The sequence below is a fragment of the Pectobacterium araliae genome, from assembly GCF_037076465.1.
Classification (GTDB): domain Bacteria; phylum Pseudomonadota; class Gammaproteobacteria; order Enterobacterales; family Enterobacteriaceae; genus Pectobacterium; species Pectobacterium araliae.
This window is the reverse complement of the sequence record NZ_AP028908.1, coordinates 1,370,778-1,385,343: the sequence shown is the minus strand read 5'-3', so window position 1 is coordinate 1,385,343 and position 14,566 is coordinate 1,370,778. Positions and strand designations below refer to the sequence as shown.

General features: G+C 52.7%; 13 protein-coding genes. 1 reads left to right on the top strand and 12 read right to left on the bottom strand.

Annotated elements, in window-relative coordinates; all coding sequences use genetic code 11:
• Positions 1-9: 9 nt before the first annotated feature.
• From sucA to sdhC, 5 genes are all read right to left on the bottom strand, one after another.
• Positions 10-2,817, bottom strand: a complete 2,808-nt coding sequence (gene sucA / locus AACH44_RS06180) for a 2-oxoglutarate dehydrogenase E1 component (RefSeq protein ID WP_261848872.1) — start codon at positions 2,815-2,817, stop codon at positions 10-12.
• A gap of 275 nt (positions 2,818-3,092) precedes the next feature.
• Positions 3,093-3,809, bottom strand: coding sequence for a succinate dehydrogenase iron-sulfur subunit (locus AACH44_RS06175; protein WP_261848871.1), 717 nt, complete (start codon positions 3,807-3,809; stop codon positions 3,093-3,095).
• A gap of 16 nt (positions 3,810-3,825) precedes the next feature.
• The gene (gene sdhA, locus AACH44_RS06170; RefSeq protein ID WP_261848870.1) at positions 3,826-5,592 is read right to left on the bottom strand and encodes a succinate dehydrogenase flavoprotein subunit; all 1,767 of its coding nucleotides are present in this window, start codon (positions 5,590-5,592) and stop codon (positions 3,826-3,828) included.
• Positions 5,592-5,939, bottom strand: a complete 348-nt coding sequence (gene sdhD, locus AACH44_RS06165) for a succinate dehydrogenase membrane anchor subunit (protein WP_005973891.1) — start codon at positions 5,937-5,939, stop codon at positions 5,592-5,594. Before sdhD ends, sdhA begins: the two co-directional genes overlap by 1 nt.
• The gene (gene sdhC, locus AACH44_RS06160) at positions 5,933-6,322 is read right to left on the bottom strand and encodes a succinate dehydrogenase cytochrome b556 subunit (protein ID WP_015839512.1); all 390 of its coding nucleotides are present in this window, start codon (positions 6,320-6,322) and stop codon (positions 5,933-5,935) included. The genes sdhD and sdhC overlap by 7 nt, the downstream gene beginning before the upstream one ends.
• Before the next feature lie 648 nt (positions 6,323-6,970).
• Between sdhC and AACH44_RS06155 the strand changes: the two genes are divergently transcribed.
• Positions 6,971-8,257 carry a citrate synthase gene (locus AACH44_RS06155; RefSeq protein ID WP_261848869.1) on the top strand — a complete coding sequence of 429 codons (1,287 nt, stop codon included), beginning with the start codon at positions 6,971-6,973 and terminating at the stop codon, positions 8,255-8,257.
• 73 nt (positions 8,258-8,330) lie between these two features.
• Here the strand turns inward: AACH44_RS06155 and nei are convergent, their stop codons facing one another.
• The 7 genes from nei to phrB form a co-directional block, all read right to left on the bottom strand.
• A complete protein-coding gene (gene nei, locus AACH44_RS06150; protein ID WP_261848868.1) occupies positions 8,331-9,122 on the bottom strand; it encodes an endonuclease VIII in 792 nt (263 codons plus the stop codon).
• A gap of 49 nt (positions 9,123-9,171) precedes the next feature.
• Positions 9,172-9,819, bottom strand: a complete 648-nt coding sequence (gene pcp, locus AACH44_RS06145; RefSeq protein ID WP_261848867.1) for a pyroglutamyl-peptidase I — start codon at positions 9,817-9,819, stop codon at positions 9,172-9,174.
• Positions 9,820-9,848: 29 nt separating this feature from the next.
• Positions 9,849-10,586 carry a 5-oxoprolinase subunit PxpA gene (gene pxpA, locus AACH44_RS06140; protein ID WP_261848866.1) on the bottom strand — a complete coding sequence of 246 codons (738 nt, stop codon included), beginning with the start codon at positions 10,584-10,586 and terminating at the stop codon, positions 9,849-9,851.
• Positions 10,576-11,520 carry a 5-oxoprolinase subunit PxpC gene (pxpC, locus tag AACH44_RS06135; RefSeq protein WP_261848865.1) on the bottom strand — a complete coding sequence of 315 codons (945 nt, stop codon included), beginning with the start codon at positions 11,518-11,520 and terminating at the stop codon, positions 10,576-10,578. The genes pxpA and pxpC overlap by 11 nt, the downstream gene beginning before the upstream one ends.
• Positions 11,514-12,170, bottom strand: coding sequence for a 5-oxoprolinase subunit PxpB (pxpB, locus tag AACH44_RS06130; RefSeq protein WP_261848864.1), 657 nt, complete (start codon positions 12,168-12,170; stop codon positions 11,514-11,516). Before pxpB ends, pxpC begins: the two co-directional genes overlap by 7 nt.
• 155 nt (positions 12,171-12,325) lie before the next feature.
• Entirely contained in the window at positions 12,326-13,069 is a 744-nt protein-coding gene (locus AACH44_RS06125) for a type 2 GTP cyclohydrolase I (RefSeq protein ID WP_261848863.1), read from the bottom strand.
• On the bottom strand, positions 13,062-14,555 hold the full coding sequence (gene phrB, locus AACH44_RS06120) for a deoxyribodipyrimidine photo-lyase (RefSeq protein ID WP_261848862.1): 1,494 nt from the start codon (positions 14,553-14,555) through the stop codon (positions 13,062-13,064). The genes AACH44_RS06125 and phrB overlap by 8 nt, the downstream gene beginning before the upstream one ends.
• Between the last annotated feature and the right edge of the window lie 11 nt (positions 14,556-14,566).

Below are 14,566 nucleotides of genomic sequence, written 5' to 3'. Positions count from 1 at the left end.
TCCTTTTATTTAATCAACGTTCAGCGCGTCATCAACCAGATCTTGCTGTTGTTTCTGGTGTACGGACATATAGCCAACGGCGGGTGATGCAGATGCCGGGCGTCCTGCGTAACGTAAAGAAGCCCCAAACGGAATCACTTCACGGAAATGGTGCTGACTGCAATACCAGGCTCCCTGATTCAGCGGTTCTTCCTGACACCACACGAAATCATGAACATGGGCAAACGGTTCCAGTGCCGCTTGAACGGACTGATGTGGGAACGGATAAAGCTGTTCGATACGAACGATCGCAACATCTTTTTGTTCGTTCTTACGGCGCTGTTCCAGCAAATCATAGTAGACCTTACCGGAACAAAGCACGACACGCTTCACGGCTGCTGGATCTAATGCTTCAACTTCACCAATCGCTGGCTGGAAGGAACCATTGGCTAGTTCATCCAGTGAAGAGATCGCCAGCGGGTGGCGCAACAGAGATTTTGGCGACATGACCACCAGCGGACGGCGCATACCGCGTAGCGCCTGACGGCGAAGCATGTGATAAACCTGTGCGGGCGTTGATGGAATACAGACCTGCATATTTTGTTCTGCACACAGTTGCAGATAGCGTTCCAGCCTGGCAGACGAGTGCTCTGGACCTTGCCCTTCGTAACCGTGCGGCAACAGCATGACCAGGCCACACATCCGACCCCACTTCTGCTCACCGGAGCTGATGAACTGGTCGATCACCACTTGCGCACCGTTGGCAAAATCACCAAACTGCGCTTCCCAAATGGTCAGCGTGCGCGGTTCTGCGGTGGCATAACCGTATTCAAACGCCAGTATCGCTTCTTCGGATAGTACGGAGTCCCAAACATTGAACTCCCCCTGCCCGTTATGCACATGGTTCAACGGCGTATAGCTTGAACCATTTATCTGGTTATGCACAACAGCATGACGATGGAAGAACGTACCGCGTCCGCTGTCTTCACCAGACAGACGAATCGGAATACCTTCATCGACCAGCGTCGCGTAGGCCAGTGTTTCTGCCCCGCCCCAGTCGAACGGTTTGTTACCCGCGGCCATCTCAGCACGGTCAGCATAAACTTTGGCAACGCGAGGATGAACGTCAATCCCTTCTGGCACTTCACTGATACGCTTCGCCAGTTCCTGCAAACGTTTCATTTCCGTGGCGTGCGGATAAGGTTCATCCCAGTCATGGTTCAGATACGGCGTCCAGGTAAAGGACTGCATATCCATCTCACGCCATTCCTCCACCACGCATTCGCCCGCATCCAGCGCATCACGGTACAGGTTGACCATTTCAGTAGCATCTTCCAGCGTGATGGTTTTTTCCTGTTCCAGACGATCGGCATACACCTTACGTGGCGTAGGGTGTTTTTTGATCTTCTGGTACATCATCGGCTGCGTTGCACTTGGTTCATCAGCTTCGTTATGACCATGACGACGATAACAAATCAAATCGATGAACACATCGCGCTTGAAGGCGTTGCGGAAATCCAGCGCCAGACGCGTAACAAACGCTACCGCTTCTGGATCGTCTGCATTAACGTGGAAAATCGGTGCCTGCACCATTTTACCGATATCGGTACAGTATTCGGTGGAACGGATATCCAGCGGGTTAGAGGTCGTAAAGCCGATACGGTTGTTAATAACAATACGCAGCGTACCGCCAACTTCGTAGCCGCGCACCGTCGACATATTCAACAGTTCCTGCACGACCCCCTGACCGCTGACTGCCGCATCGCCGTGAATGGTGATGGGCAAAACACGCGGACCACTCTGGCTATTCAGGCGGTCAAGACGCGCACGAACCGACCCCGTCACGACCGGGCTGACGATTTCCAGGTGCGATGGGTTGAACGCCAGCGCCAGATGCACCAGACCACCAGCCGTCTCAAATTCAGATGAGAAGCCCTGATGATATTTCACGTCACCTGTACCCAAGTGTTCTTTATGCTTACCGGCAAACTCGTCGAACAGATCCTGCGATTTTTTACCCAACACGTTGATCAGTACGTTGAGACGACCGCGGTGCGCCATCCCCAATACCACTTCGCGAGTGTCGTTTGAGCCTGCATGGCGAATCAGCTCTTTCAGCATCGGAACCAGTGCATCACCACCTTCTAGCGAGAAACGCTTGGCACCGGGGTACTTGGCACCCAGATAACGTTCTAGTCCTTCGGCTGCGGTTAGCTCTTTCAGGAAACGGCGCTTTTCTTCTACCGTAAATGACGGCTGCCCCATTACCGACTCGATGCGTTGCTGTATCCAGCGTTTTTCTTCCGTGCTGGTCATATGCATATATTCCGCACCGATAGAACCGCAATAGGTGCGTTTCAGCGCGTCATACAGATCTTCCAGCTTCATGGTGTCTTTGCCAATGGCAAAAGACCCCACGTTGAAGGATTCCTGTAGGTCATCCTGCGTCAGGTTATGGTAATCCAGATCCAGTTCTGCAACGGGTTCCTGCGGGCGCAGGAAGATCGGGTCCAGGTTAGCCTGCTGATGTCCACGGAAGCGGAACGCATTGATCAGCTGCAATACCTTAACCTGCTTAGCATCAATATCGGGATCGGTGACTGACGAGGTAAAGCGCGAAGCGTCTTTCGCCAGACGGCGGAAATATTCACGCGTTTTTGAATGGAGTTGATCCGGTTTGACCCCACTCGTAGGCAATTGCTGGAAGATCGAGCGCCAGCTATGTTCGATCGAGTCAGGATCGGTTAAAAAATCTTCATAGAGTTGCTCTATGTAGGACTGATTCGCACCCGCCAAATAGGAGGAATCCAGCCAGGCCTTCATCGCGCCGTTCTGCATTATGATCCCTTAAGCTAATAAGCTTCAGTTTTCGCCGTGGTTAACATGTAATTAGTGTCCGTATATCGTGTGCCGTACAAACGGTTCACTTGTCGTACATCGGTACGTGCTTAGAGTATCCCTCCCCCCTAAGGAACCTTTAAAAACCGGTTCGGGCGCGTAAGCCGGTTTTTAAAGGTTTCCTGCGCTCCCTCTGAAGAATAGCAACTTCAGAGGGAGATACATGTTTTACTACTTAATCTTTATGCAATAACGCGTTAGATATTGACTATCCGTTACGCGCTACGGTGCAACAGCATCGATTTAATATGGCCAATAGCCTTGGTCGGGTTTAACCCTTTCGGACACACGTTGACGCAGTTCATGATGCCGTGGCAGCGGAAAACGCTGAATGCATCGTCCAGACCGTCCAGTCGTGACGTGGTTTCCGTATCACGGCTGTCAATTAGGAAACGGTACGCCGCCAGCAATCCCGCAGGCCCGACAAACTTGTCCGGGTTCCACCAGAACGACGGGCAAGACGTTGAACAGCAGGCACACATGATGCATTCATACAACCCATCCAGCTTGGCACGCTGTTCCGGCGATTGCAGATGCTCGCGCGCTGGCGGATTTTTCCCATTATTCAACAGGTAAGGCTTTATTTTCTCATATTGAGCATAGAACTGTCCCATGTCCACTACCAAATCACGGACAACCGGTAATCCAGGTAAAGGACGGATAACAATTTTGTTGTTTCCACGCCGCAACGCGGAAACGGGCGTAATACAGGCCAGCCCATTTTTGCCGTTCATGTTAACGCCATCGGAACCGCAGACGCCTTCACGGCAGGAACGACGAAATGACAGCGTTGGATCTTGCTCTTTCAGCAGCATCAGCGCATCCAGCAGCATCATGTCGCGGCCTTCTTCCGCCTCCAACTGATAATCCTGCATCCGCGGAGCATCATCAACATCCGGGTTGTAACGATAAATGGAAAATTCGACTTTCATCGTTTGATCTCCGCAATTAATAAGTACGTATTTTCGGCGGGAACGCCGGACGCAGTTTAGGCTGCATGTTCACCTCACGGCGTGTCATGCTGTCGGTTTGCGGCAGATACAACGAATGGCACAGCCAATTTTCATCGTCGCGCTCTGGGTAGTCGAAGCGGCTGTGTGCGCCACGGCTTTCAGTACGGAAGTTAGCAGAGACCGCCGTCGCATACGCGGTTTCCATCAGGTTATCCAGCTCCAGACACTCGATGCGCTGGGTGTTGAACTCGCTTGAGGTGTCATCCAGTCGCGCATTTTTCAGGCGTTCACGGATCACTTTCAGCTCTTCTAACCCTTTAGCCATCGCATCGCCTTCACGGAAGACCGAGAAGTTGTTCTGCATACAGGATTGCAGCGCTTTACGGATTTCAACCGGATCTTCACCGGAGCGAGTATTGTTCCAGCGATTGAGGCGGTCGAGCGATGCTTCAATATCGGATTCGCTGGCATCACGGCTTTCGCCCTGCTCATCTAGCGATTCTTGCAAATGAATACCGGCTGAACGACCAAATACCACCAGGTCGAGCAACGAGTTGCCCCCCAGACGGTTAGCACCATGGACCGATACACAGGCAATTTCACCCACGGCAAACAGCCCTGGGATCACCACATCTTCGCCTTTCTCATTCACCGTCAACGCTTGACCGCTCACTTTGGTCGGAATACCGCCCATCATATAGTGGCAGGTTGGGATAACCGGGATCGGCTCTTTTACCGGATCGACGTGGGCAAACGTGCGCGACAGCTCCAAAATGCCCGGCAGCCGAGATTCCAAAACGTCTTTACCCAAGTGATCCAGCTTCAGTTTGGCGTGTGGTCCCCACGGGCCTTCACAGCCACGGCCTTCACGAATCTCGATCATAATAGAACGGGCAACCACATCACGACCCGCCAGATCTTTCGCGTTTGGCGCATAGCGTTCCATAAAACGCTCACCGTGCTTATTCAGCAAATAGCCGCCTTCACCACGACAGCCTTCGGTGACCAGCACACCCGCCCCCGCAATCCCGGTTGGATGGAACTGCCACATTTCCATGTCCTGCAACGGAACACCCGCACGCAATGCCATGCCCACACCGTCGCCAGTATTAATGTGCGCATTGGTGGTGGACTGATAGATACGCCCCGCACCGCCGGTTGCTAGCACGGTTGCTTTCGCTTTGAAATAGACAACTTCACCGGTTTCGATACAGATCGCGGTACAACCGACAACCGCACCATCCTGATTTTTCACCAGATCGAGGGCATACCACTCGGAGAAAATAGTGGTGTGATTTTTCAGGTTCTGCTGATACAGCGTATGCAGTAATGCATGACCGGTACGGTCAGCGGCTGCGGCGGTACGTGCAGCCTGCTCGCCGCCAAAATTCTTAGATTGACCACCGAACGGACGCTGATAAATACTGCCATCATCCAGACGGGAGAACGGTAACCCCATGTGTTCCAGTTCCAGAATCGCTTCTGGGCCGGTTTTACACATATATTCAATGGCATCCTGATCGCCAATGTAATCCGACCCTTTTACGGTGTCATACATGTGCCATTCCCAGTTGTCCTCATGGGTGTTGCCCAGCGCAACGGTAATACCGCCCTGCGCGGACACGGTATGAGAACGGGTTGGGAACACTTTAGATAATAGGGCACAGGACAGGCCCATTTGGGAGATTTGCAGCGCGGCGCGCATACCTGCGCCACCCGCACCTACAACGACTGCATCAAATTCTCTGACTGGCAAATTCATCACGCACCCCACACCACAACAGTTCCATAAATGACGTACACCAACAGCGCTACCACAATTGCCAACTGTAAAGTCAGGCGTAAGGCCAGCGGTTTAATGTAGTCGGTTAGCACTTGCCACATCCCTATCCAGGCATGAACCAGAATGGAAAATAACGTTAGCAGTGTGAATACTTTGGTGAGGGCCATCGCGAAGAAACCACGCCAGATTTCATAAGTGATGTCGCCAGCCGTAGCAATAAAACCAATGATATAAATAACATAAAGAACGATAACAATGGCAGAAGCGCGAATCAGTAGCCAATCGTGTACGCCATTGCGTCCTAACGCAGAAGCATTGCTTACCATACGAGGACTCCAGCCAGAATTGAAAGCACGACAGTAATAATAAAGGAGATATTTGCAGAACGTTTACCTGCGGCAAGGTCTTCTTCTATATAGCCAAAATCCATCAACAGGTGACGTAAACCACCAACAATGTGATAAGCCAACGCAACGAGGATGCCCCAAACGATAAATTTGACGATGAAGCTATCCATAATTTCCGCGGCACGCAGGAACCCTTCCTCTGAGGAAAGAGAAGTGCCTAACAGCCACAGTAAAATACCGACAGCGACAAAGGTGATAACGCCGGAGACGCGATGAAGAATAGATGCTATCGCAGTAACGGGAAACTGGATCGTCTGCAATTCCAGATTGACAGGTCTTTGTTTTTTCACAGATTTGCCCACACAGCTTTTATTATTGTTTCTTCCTCCGGGCCTGATGTGAGGTCAGACAGCATGAAAGTTGCAGCCCTGAAAGTGGGTTTACGATACGCGCTCAAACATCGACATTCCGGTGTCTAAACAGCGCACGATCCTTTCATACTGGGTGCTCCTACTGCAGGGTGATTCCGGAGACCTGGCGGGAGTATAGGTCCTTCACATTCTCATTACAATTCCCATACAAACTGTTTGGTGACATTTGCCCCGAACAGTGATTTAGATCACGAACTTCACAATTTGTATAAAATTAATTATCCGATTTGACAAAACTTCAACATTTCAATTACAACTAGGGGATTGAATTTCTTATGATGTGTTAAAGCACGGGGGACACTTCCACACTGGCGTAACTTATGTAACAGTGGAGAGAGTCCACGTAAAAATCATAGGTAATGGCTACAATCTATTCAGAACCTTGTTAATCGTCTGGAGATTGTTAATTACCTGGAGAACGAATTTTTCATCCTGAATGCGGCTACCCGCCTTACTCTGTATCCTATTTGACGACTGTGTCACGACAGAGTTTCACCGGTCATTACTCGTCCGGTGCACAGGCATGACGGTATTTCTTCAGTGAGAATTTTTAAAATTAAAGCGCTAAGGAGACTGTAAATGGCTGATAAAAAAGCAACACTTACCCTAGAAGGTAAAGAACCGATTGAGCTAAATGTCCTATCCGGTACGCTAGGATATGATGAGATTGATATTCGTCCCCTCGGTTCCAAAGGTTACTTCACATTTGACCCTGGCTTTACCTCTACCGCATCTTGCGAATCAAAAATTACCTATATCGACGGCGATGAAGGCATCCTGCTGCATCGCGGCTTCCCGATTGCCCAACTGGCTGAAAAATCGAATTATCTTGAAGTGTCTTACATCCTGTTGTTCGGTGAAGTCCCAACGGTCGAACAGTATGAAACGTTCAAAACTACCGTAACTCGTCACACCATGATCCATGAACAGATTACCCGTCTGTTCCACGGTTTCCGCCGTGATTCACATCCAATGGCCGTTTTATGCGGTGTCACCGGTGCACTGGCGGCGTTTTACCACGATTCTCTCGACATTAGTATCGAGCGCCACCGCGAAATCGCGGCTTATCGCCTGCTGTCGAAAATGCCGACCGTCGCAGCGATGTGTTATAAATATTCACTGGGTCAGCCATTTGTTTATCCAAAAAATAACCTGTCCTACGCGGGTAATTTCCTGCACATGATGTTCTCCACTCCTTGTGAAGAATATGTTGTGAATCCGGTGCTGGAACGCGCCATGGATCGTATTCTTATCCTGCATGCCGATCACGAACAAAACGCCTCGACGTCTACCGTGCGTACGGCGGGTTCGTCCGGTGCAAATCCATTTGCCTGTATCGCCGCGGGGATCGCCTCGCTGTGGGGACCGGCACACGGCGGCGCGAACGAAGCCTGCCTGCGGATGCTGGAAGAAATCAGCAGCGTGGAACACATCCCTGCGTTTATCGAACGTGCAAAAGACAAGAACGACTCCTTCCGCCTGATGGGCTTCGGCCACCGTGTGTATAAAAACCACGATCCGCGCGCCACCGTCATGCGTGAAACCTGCCATGAAGTGCTGAAAGAATTGGGCAGAAAAGATGATCTGCTGGAAGTGGCGATGGAGTTGGAAAACATCGCACTGAACGATCCGTACTTTATCGAGAAGAAACTGTATCCTAACGTGGACTTCTACTCCGGTATCATCCTGAAAGCGATGGGTATTCCGTCTTCCATGTTTACCGTTATCTTCGCGATGGCACGTACTGTAGGCTGGATTGCGCACTGGAACGAAATGCACGACGACGGCATCAAGATTGCCCGTCCACGTCAGCTGTATACCGGCTACGACAAACGTGATTTCTCGTCCAACCTGAAACACGATTAATCTATTCAAGCTGTGCAATAAGGCCGGACTATCCGGCCTTTGTTGTTTCAGAACCGAATTTCTCTTACTTCTACTACCTCTGGCAGTGCGGGCACCAATAAAACGGGCGCGATGACAGCATCGTTCTTTCAATCATTCCGCCGCAGCGCTCACAGCGTTCCCCTTCACGATGGAAAACCTTGAACGAAAAAATCGCCCCATGGTGTCGATTGTCATCAACCGTGCCGCGCGTGGTGTAAGACAACCGAGGAATATCCAGCAATGCCCGACTCAGCATCTGTAACTGTTCTTCATTCAACTGTGCTGCCGTATGTTGGGGGGCTAACCGAGCCTGCCACAGAATCTCGACGCGCAGATAATTCCCCAACCCCGCGAGAAAAGCCTGATCCAGCAGCAACCCACTGAATTGGCGACGACGAAAACGCGGTAATAACAAGCGCTCACACACCTGCTCCGGCGTCAGCGAAAGATCCAACACATCCGGGCCAATTCGTTGTAGAAAAGGATGCGTCGAGAGCGTCTCCGGCGTCAGCATTTCAATATCTGACGCGCTGTAAAGCAGAATGGCGCGATCCTGCGTTTCCAGTCGGACGCGCAAATCCCGTTTTGTTTCCGGCGACTCGCCCGCATTCACCACTCGCCACACGCCATACAGCTGATTATGGCTATACAACACCCGCTCGTTGCTAAAGTAAGTCAGCAGCGCCTTCCCGCGCGTTTCAATCTGCCTGACCTGTTGCCCGATCAATTCTGCTTCGTATGGCTTCAGTTCTGGAAATGCAAACCAGACACGCGTCAACGTTTTCCCGACTACTGCCTCAACCAATTTATCGGCCGCCCGGCGAATTTCCGGTCCTTCCGGCATACTTTACTCCCTGAAAATCAGATGCTCTGCGACAGAGCGATTCGCTAAACTAATGTAATGCCCCCCCCGTCAGCGCCACATCCGCCTGCTGCATCAGCGACTGCTTAATCATCACTTCTAATGCCGTTGTGACTAATGAGGTTGGCATGCTCGGTTCACCGGGGTGTCGTGCGCCCTGTTCTGGTGAATAGGGAATATGCACAAATCCGCCGCGCACCACATCACCCTGTTGATGAAGATGATGTAAGAGTCCATACATCACATGGTTGCAGACAAACGTTCCCGCCGTTTGCGACACCGACGCGGGGATACCCGCCACGCGTAATGCCTGCACTAGCGCTTTTACTGGCAGCGTCGAGAAATACGCCGCTGGCCCATTTTCCACCACGGGCGTATCAATCGGCTGATTGCCTCGATTATCAGGAATTCGCGCATCATTAATGTTGATCGCCACGCGTTCGACGGAAATATCGGCGCTCCCTCCAGCCTGCCCCACTGCGATCACCACTTCCGGCTGCCATTCAGCCATCGCACGGTAAAGCTGTTCCAATGACAGGTCAAAAACGCAAGATAAACGGCAAGCCACCACGCGGGCACCGCCGACCTCCCGCTGATGAAGGACTTTTACCGCTTCCCAAGAGGGGTTAATCGCTTCACCCGCAAAAGGTTCAAACGCCGTAATTAAAACGGTTTTCATCGGTTATCCCCGCCATACAAAAATAATGATTATGCCGCCGCAACAGCGATCTGATGCTGGCTAAAGCAGTTACGCAGCTTACGGGCAAACAGCAGCGCGTGTTGTCCATCGCCGTGAATACAGACGGTATCCGCTTGTACGTTGACCCAGGAACCGTCGATCGCCCTGACCCGCTGGCGTTGAATCATTTCCAACGTCTGTGCCAGCGCCAGTTCATCGCTGTTAATCAACGCCCCAGCCTGAGTGCGCGGCACCAACGCCCCGTCGGGTAGATAGCAACGATCGGAGAACACTTCCTGACGTGTTTCTAGCCCCAGTCGTTTTCCGGCTCGGATTAATTCACTTCCCGCCAACCCAACCAAACGCAATGTCGGATTGACGACCTTCACCGCCTTGGCTACTGCATCGGCTAACCCTGGCTGGCTGGCAGACTGATTGTAAAGCATCCCATGGGGCTTAACGTGCGACAGCGTTCCGCCTTCGGCAGCAACGATCGCACTGAGCGCACCAAGTTGATAGACCATCTGCGCAAAAACAACGTCTGCGGGCACATTCATCGCCTTGCGACCAAAATTTTCACGATCGAGAAAACTTGGGTGAGCACCAAGCGCGACCCCATAGCCAATCCCCCAACGTACTGACTGGCGCATGGTCTGCGCATCACCAGCGTGAAAACCACAGGCAATGTTGGCCGACGTCACCAGCTTCAGCAGCGCTTCATCGTTCTCACCGCCCTCGCCCAAATCGGCATTCAGATCAATAATCATGCAGCCTCCACGCCAATTGTTCGAGGTAACGCCGCTGTTCTTCTGCGGCTTTTTGCGCCTGAGCCGGCGTACAGTGAATAAAATGTATCGGTTCACCGAGCCGGATTTGCGCCAAATGGAATAAATCAGCTTCAATCACACTCGCAATACGCGGGTAACCACCAGTGGTCTGCGCATCCGCCAGCAATACAATAGGATGACCGTTGTGGGGAATCTGGACGACGCCCGGTAGTAGCCCATGTGAAGGCAGCTCGCGCGGTTTATTACCTGATGACGTAGTACGCTGTAGCTCAGCTCCCACCAAACGGTAACCCATGCGGTTACTTTGCGGACTCAACTGCCAGGAAGTCCGCCAGAACAGTTCCTGCATCTCTTCACTGAATTCCTGATACTCCGGCCCCGGCAATGCCCGCACGCGGTTGCCAAACAACAGTTGCTTGATACCCGCTTCTCGCGTCAGTTCGCGAGTGGGTGTTCCCAGCGGGAGTTCATCGCCATCCCTCAATAAACGTCCGTCAAAACCACCAAAACCGGCCTTCAAATCGGTACTGCGCGAGCCAAGCGCTTCCGGCACATCCACACCGCCGGACAAGGACAAATAGCTACGCATTCCGTTACGCGGCAGACGCATTTTCAACGTCTGCCCCGGTTTCGCGGCGAAACGCCAGCCTGTCCAGAGCGGCTTTCCATCCAACTCAGCATGACAATCCGCCCCGGTCAGCGCCACCCAGCAGGCCGTGGTAAACGTTGCACTAAACTTGCCCAGTGTAATTTCCAACGCAGCGGCATTCTCCTCGTTGCCAACGAGCAAGTTGGCCATTTTCAGGGCAGGCAGATCGAGCGCGCCTGACTGGCTGATACCCAAACGGCGAAAGCCGACGCGGCCGCCGTCCTGCACTGAAGTATGCAATCCGGCATGGATAACTTTCAGCATATGCCCTCCTTCTGTGGCAGAAACCGAACGTTATCGCCGGGGCGCAGCAGTGTTGGCGGCATCGTTTGCGGGTTGAACAGTTTCAGTGAGGTGCGACCAATCAGCTGCCAGCCGCCCGGCGTTGCCAGCGGATAAATCCCCGTCTGCGCACCGCCAATCCCGACCGATCCCGCAGGCACACGCACACGGGGTTCGGCGCGGCGCGGCATATGCAATTTCTCATTTAAGCCGCCGAGGTAAGCAAAACCCGGCTGGAAGCCCAAAAAGTAGACCACATACTGTGCAGCCGCATGCGCTTCCACAACCTGACTCACTGTCAGGCCACTGTGAGCGGCAACGTCCGCCAGATCCGGTCCCACCTCTCCCCCATAAATGACAGGAATGTCGATATCTCGTGGGTCAAACGCTAGCGATTCGCTTTCCTCCCACCAGCGCTGCAAGCGCTCAATCGCATCCCGCGCAATCTGTTGCGGGTGCGCCAACACCACCGTCAGGTTGTTCATGCCGGGAATCGCTTCCAGCACCTCTTCATGGTGATTCAGGCGCTCGGCAAGCCCCCATATCCGTTGCTGGCTCTCCAGCGACATGGGCGGTTCCAGTTCAAGAACGACCGCTCTCTCGCCCAGAAGATAACACCGTGCTCGTTGCAATCTTTCCTCCTGAATCACGTTTATCCGTCATGGTGAACATAGCCAAATGATTAACGTTGCTTACTGTTCTCTTTTCTTGTCAATAGACAAGCAAGAACGATGCCAACCTACAAAATGCACCATCATTCCCATGTAATACCGATATTTTCAGCCCATCAGGCCGGATTAGGAATATCAATAAATGTCACATCAAAACCATGTTGTGCCGCCAGCCATTCACCCAACGCCCGGATACCACCGCGTTCGGTAGCATGGTGTCCAGCAGCAAAGAAATGCAGCCCCATTTCGCGAGCGACGTGGATCGTTTGCTCAGACACTTCACCAGTAATAAACGCATCGACCCCAAAGCGGGCAGCTTGTTCAATAAAGCCCTGACCGCCACCGGTACACCAGGCCACGCGCTGTATCTGTTGCGGTGCATTATCCCCACAATGCAGCACACTACGCCCCAGCCGTTTTTCTACACGGCGGCAAAAGGCATCCGCCGTCATGGGCTGTGCCAGTTCGCCATATGGCACCAGCGGCTCGATCGCGCCCTGCACCTGAATCTCCAACAGCGCCGCCAGTTGTGCGTTATTCCCCAACTCTGGGTGTGCGTCCAACGGCAGATGATAGCCATACAGGTTGATATCATTGAGCAACAGCGTTTTCAGTCGGTTACGCTTCATACCACAAACAATCTGCGGTTCGTTTTTCCAGAAGTAACCGTGGTGAACCAGTATCGCATCGGCCTGCTTTTCTACCGCCGCATCCAGCAGCGCCTGTGAGGCCGTTACGCCCGTCACAATACGTTTCACTTCGGCACGCCCCTCGACCTGTAAACCGTTCGGCGCGTAGTCCTGAAACGTCTCGGTACTCAGCTTCTCGTTAATGATGCTTTCCAGTTCCACATTACGCATACTTACTTTTCTCTTCCTGATCGTTATCCGCCATACCGATATTTTTTGCCGCTTCAAACGCCGCCAGCGTGCTCTGACGGGCGGTTTTGTGATCGACGATCGGCAGCGGATAGTTTAGTTGATGATGGTGTTTGTCGACCCACCGATGGGGCTGGTGAATGTCTTTATCCGGCACCGCAGCCAGCTCAGGTAGCCAGCGACGAATAAACCGACCCTCGGGATCGAAGCGCTCGCCCTGGGTTGTCGGATTGAAAATACGAAAATAAGGTGCAGCATCGGTGCCCGTCGACGCCGCCCACTGCCAGCCGCCGTTATTCGCCGCCAGATCGCCATCCAGTAATTGCGACATAAAGTAGCGTTCGCCTTCACGCCAATCTATCAGTAAATCTTTGACGAGAAAGCTGGCGCAAATCATACGCAGTCGATTATGCATCCACCCCGTTGCATTCAGTTGACGCATCGCTGCATCCACAATGGGATAGCCCGTGTTTCCCTGTTGCCAGGCGGCTAAATCCTCCGGTGCCTCCCGCCATTTCACCCACTGCGTCCACGCGGTGAACGGTCGGTGTTTACACAACTGCGGCCAGGACACGATCAGATGGCGGTAAAATTCACGCCAGACCAGCTCACTAAACCAGATGAATGCTCCGCCCTCGCGTCGTTCCTGCATCTCTGGGCATTCGGTGCGTAGGCGATTAAAACATTGGCGCGGCGATACAACCCCAAGCGCCAGATACGGAGACAGTTTGCTGGTGCCGGGCAATGAAGGGAAATCCCGCTGCTGGTCGTAATCCTGCACCTGCTCACGGCAAAAACGGCGTAACTGCTGCAATGCCACACGTTCGCCACAGGGGAAATCGTCGCGATCCACCTCGCGCTGCGGATAGCTGAACGGCGTCAGTGCCATTGTGTTATCGATCGGCTCACCGCGCACGTTCGGTGCCGGTACGCACGTAACATCGGCCTCCAGCAAGCGTTTGATAAAGGCCTGACGAAAGGGCGTAAATACTTTATACATCTCGCCGTTGCCCGTCAGCACGCTACCCGGCGGCAGCAACAGGCTGTCATGATAACCATGGCAAACCACACTATCCGTCAGTCGCTCTTTCACCTGCTTATCACGCAGGTGCTCGTTGATTTCATACTGATAATTGTAGAAAAGATCGGTGGCCTGCTGCTGCGCACAAAACTGTACCAGCCAATCAACCGACGCCGCAAAGTCAGCACATTCATGGTAATGCAGCGGGATACCTTTCTCGGCCAGTGCCTGCTGCACCAGCGTCAGGTTCTCCAGTAGAAAGGCCGCCTGACGCGGTGCCATATCATGCTTTTCCCACTGCACAGGCGTTGCGATAAAGACGGCAAGCACAGTCGCGTTCGGATCCTGACAGGCCGAGTACAGCGCCAGATTATCGGTAACGCGCAGGTCATTGCGTAGCCAGACTACATGTGTAACTACATGATGTGTAACTCCATGCGTGGTCATGAAATTCCTCG

Bases quoted from the DNA above. Each gene is read 5' to 3' on its own strand.
- sucA (WP_261848872.1), bottom strand. From the start codon at position 2,817: ATGCAGAACGGCGCGATGAAGGCCTGGCTGGATTCCTCCTATTTGGCG.
- AACH44_RS06175 (WP_261848871.1), bottom strand. From the start codon at position 3,809: ATGAAAGTCGAATTTTCCATTTATCGTTACAACCCGGATGTTGATGAT.
- sdhA (WP_261848870.1), bottom strand. From the start codon at position 5,592: ATGAATTTGCCAGTCAGAGAATTTGATGCAGTCGTTGTAGGTGCGGGT.
- sdhD (WP_005973891.1), bottom strand. From the start codon at position 5,939: ATGGTAAGCAATGCTTCTGCGTTAGGACGCAATGGCGTACACGATTGG.
- AACH44_RS06155 (WP_261848869.1), top strand. From the start codon at position 6,971: ATGGCTGATAAAAAAGCAACACTTACCCTAGAAGGTAAAGAACCGATT.
- nei (WP_261848868.1), bottom strand. From the start codon at position 9,122: ATGCCGGAAGGACCGGAAATTCGCCGGGCGGCCGATAAATTGGTTGAG.
- pcp (WP_261848867.1), bottom strand. From the start codon at position 9,819: ATGAAAACCGTTTTAATTACGGCGTTTGAACCTTTTGCGGGTGAAGCG.
- pxpA (WP_261848866.1), bottom strand. From the start codon at position 10,586: ATGATTATTGATCTGAATGCCGATTTGGGCGAGGGCGGTGAGAACGAT.
- pxpC (WP_261848865.1), bottom strand. From the start codon at position 11,520: ATGCTGAAAGTTATCCATGCCGGATTGCATACTTCAGTGCAGGACGGC.
- AACH44_RS06125 (WP_261848863.1), bottom strand. From the start codon at position 13,069: ATGCGTAATGTGGAACTGGAAAGCATCATTAACGAGAAGCTGAGTACC.
- phrB (WP_261848862.1), bottom strand. From the start codon at position 14,555: ATGACCACGCATGGAGTTACACATCATGTAGTTACACATGTAGTCTGG.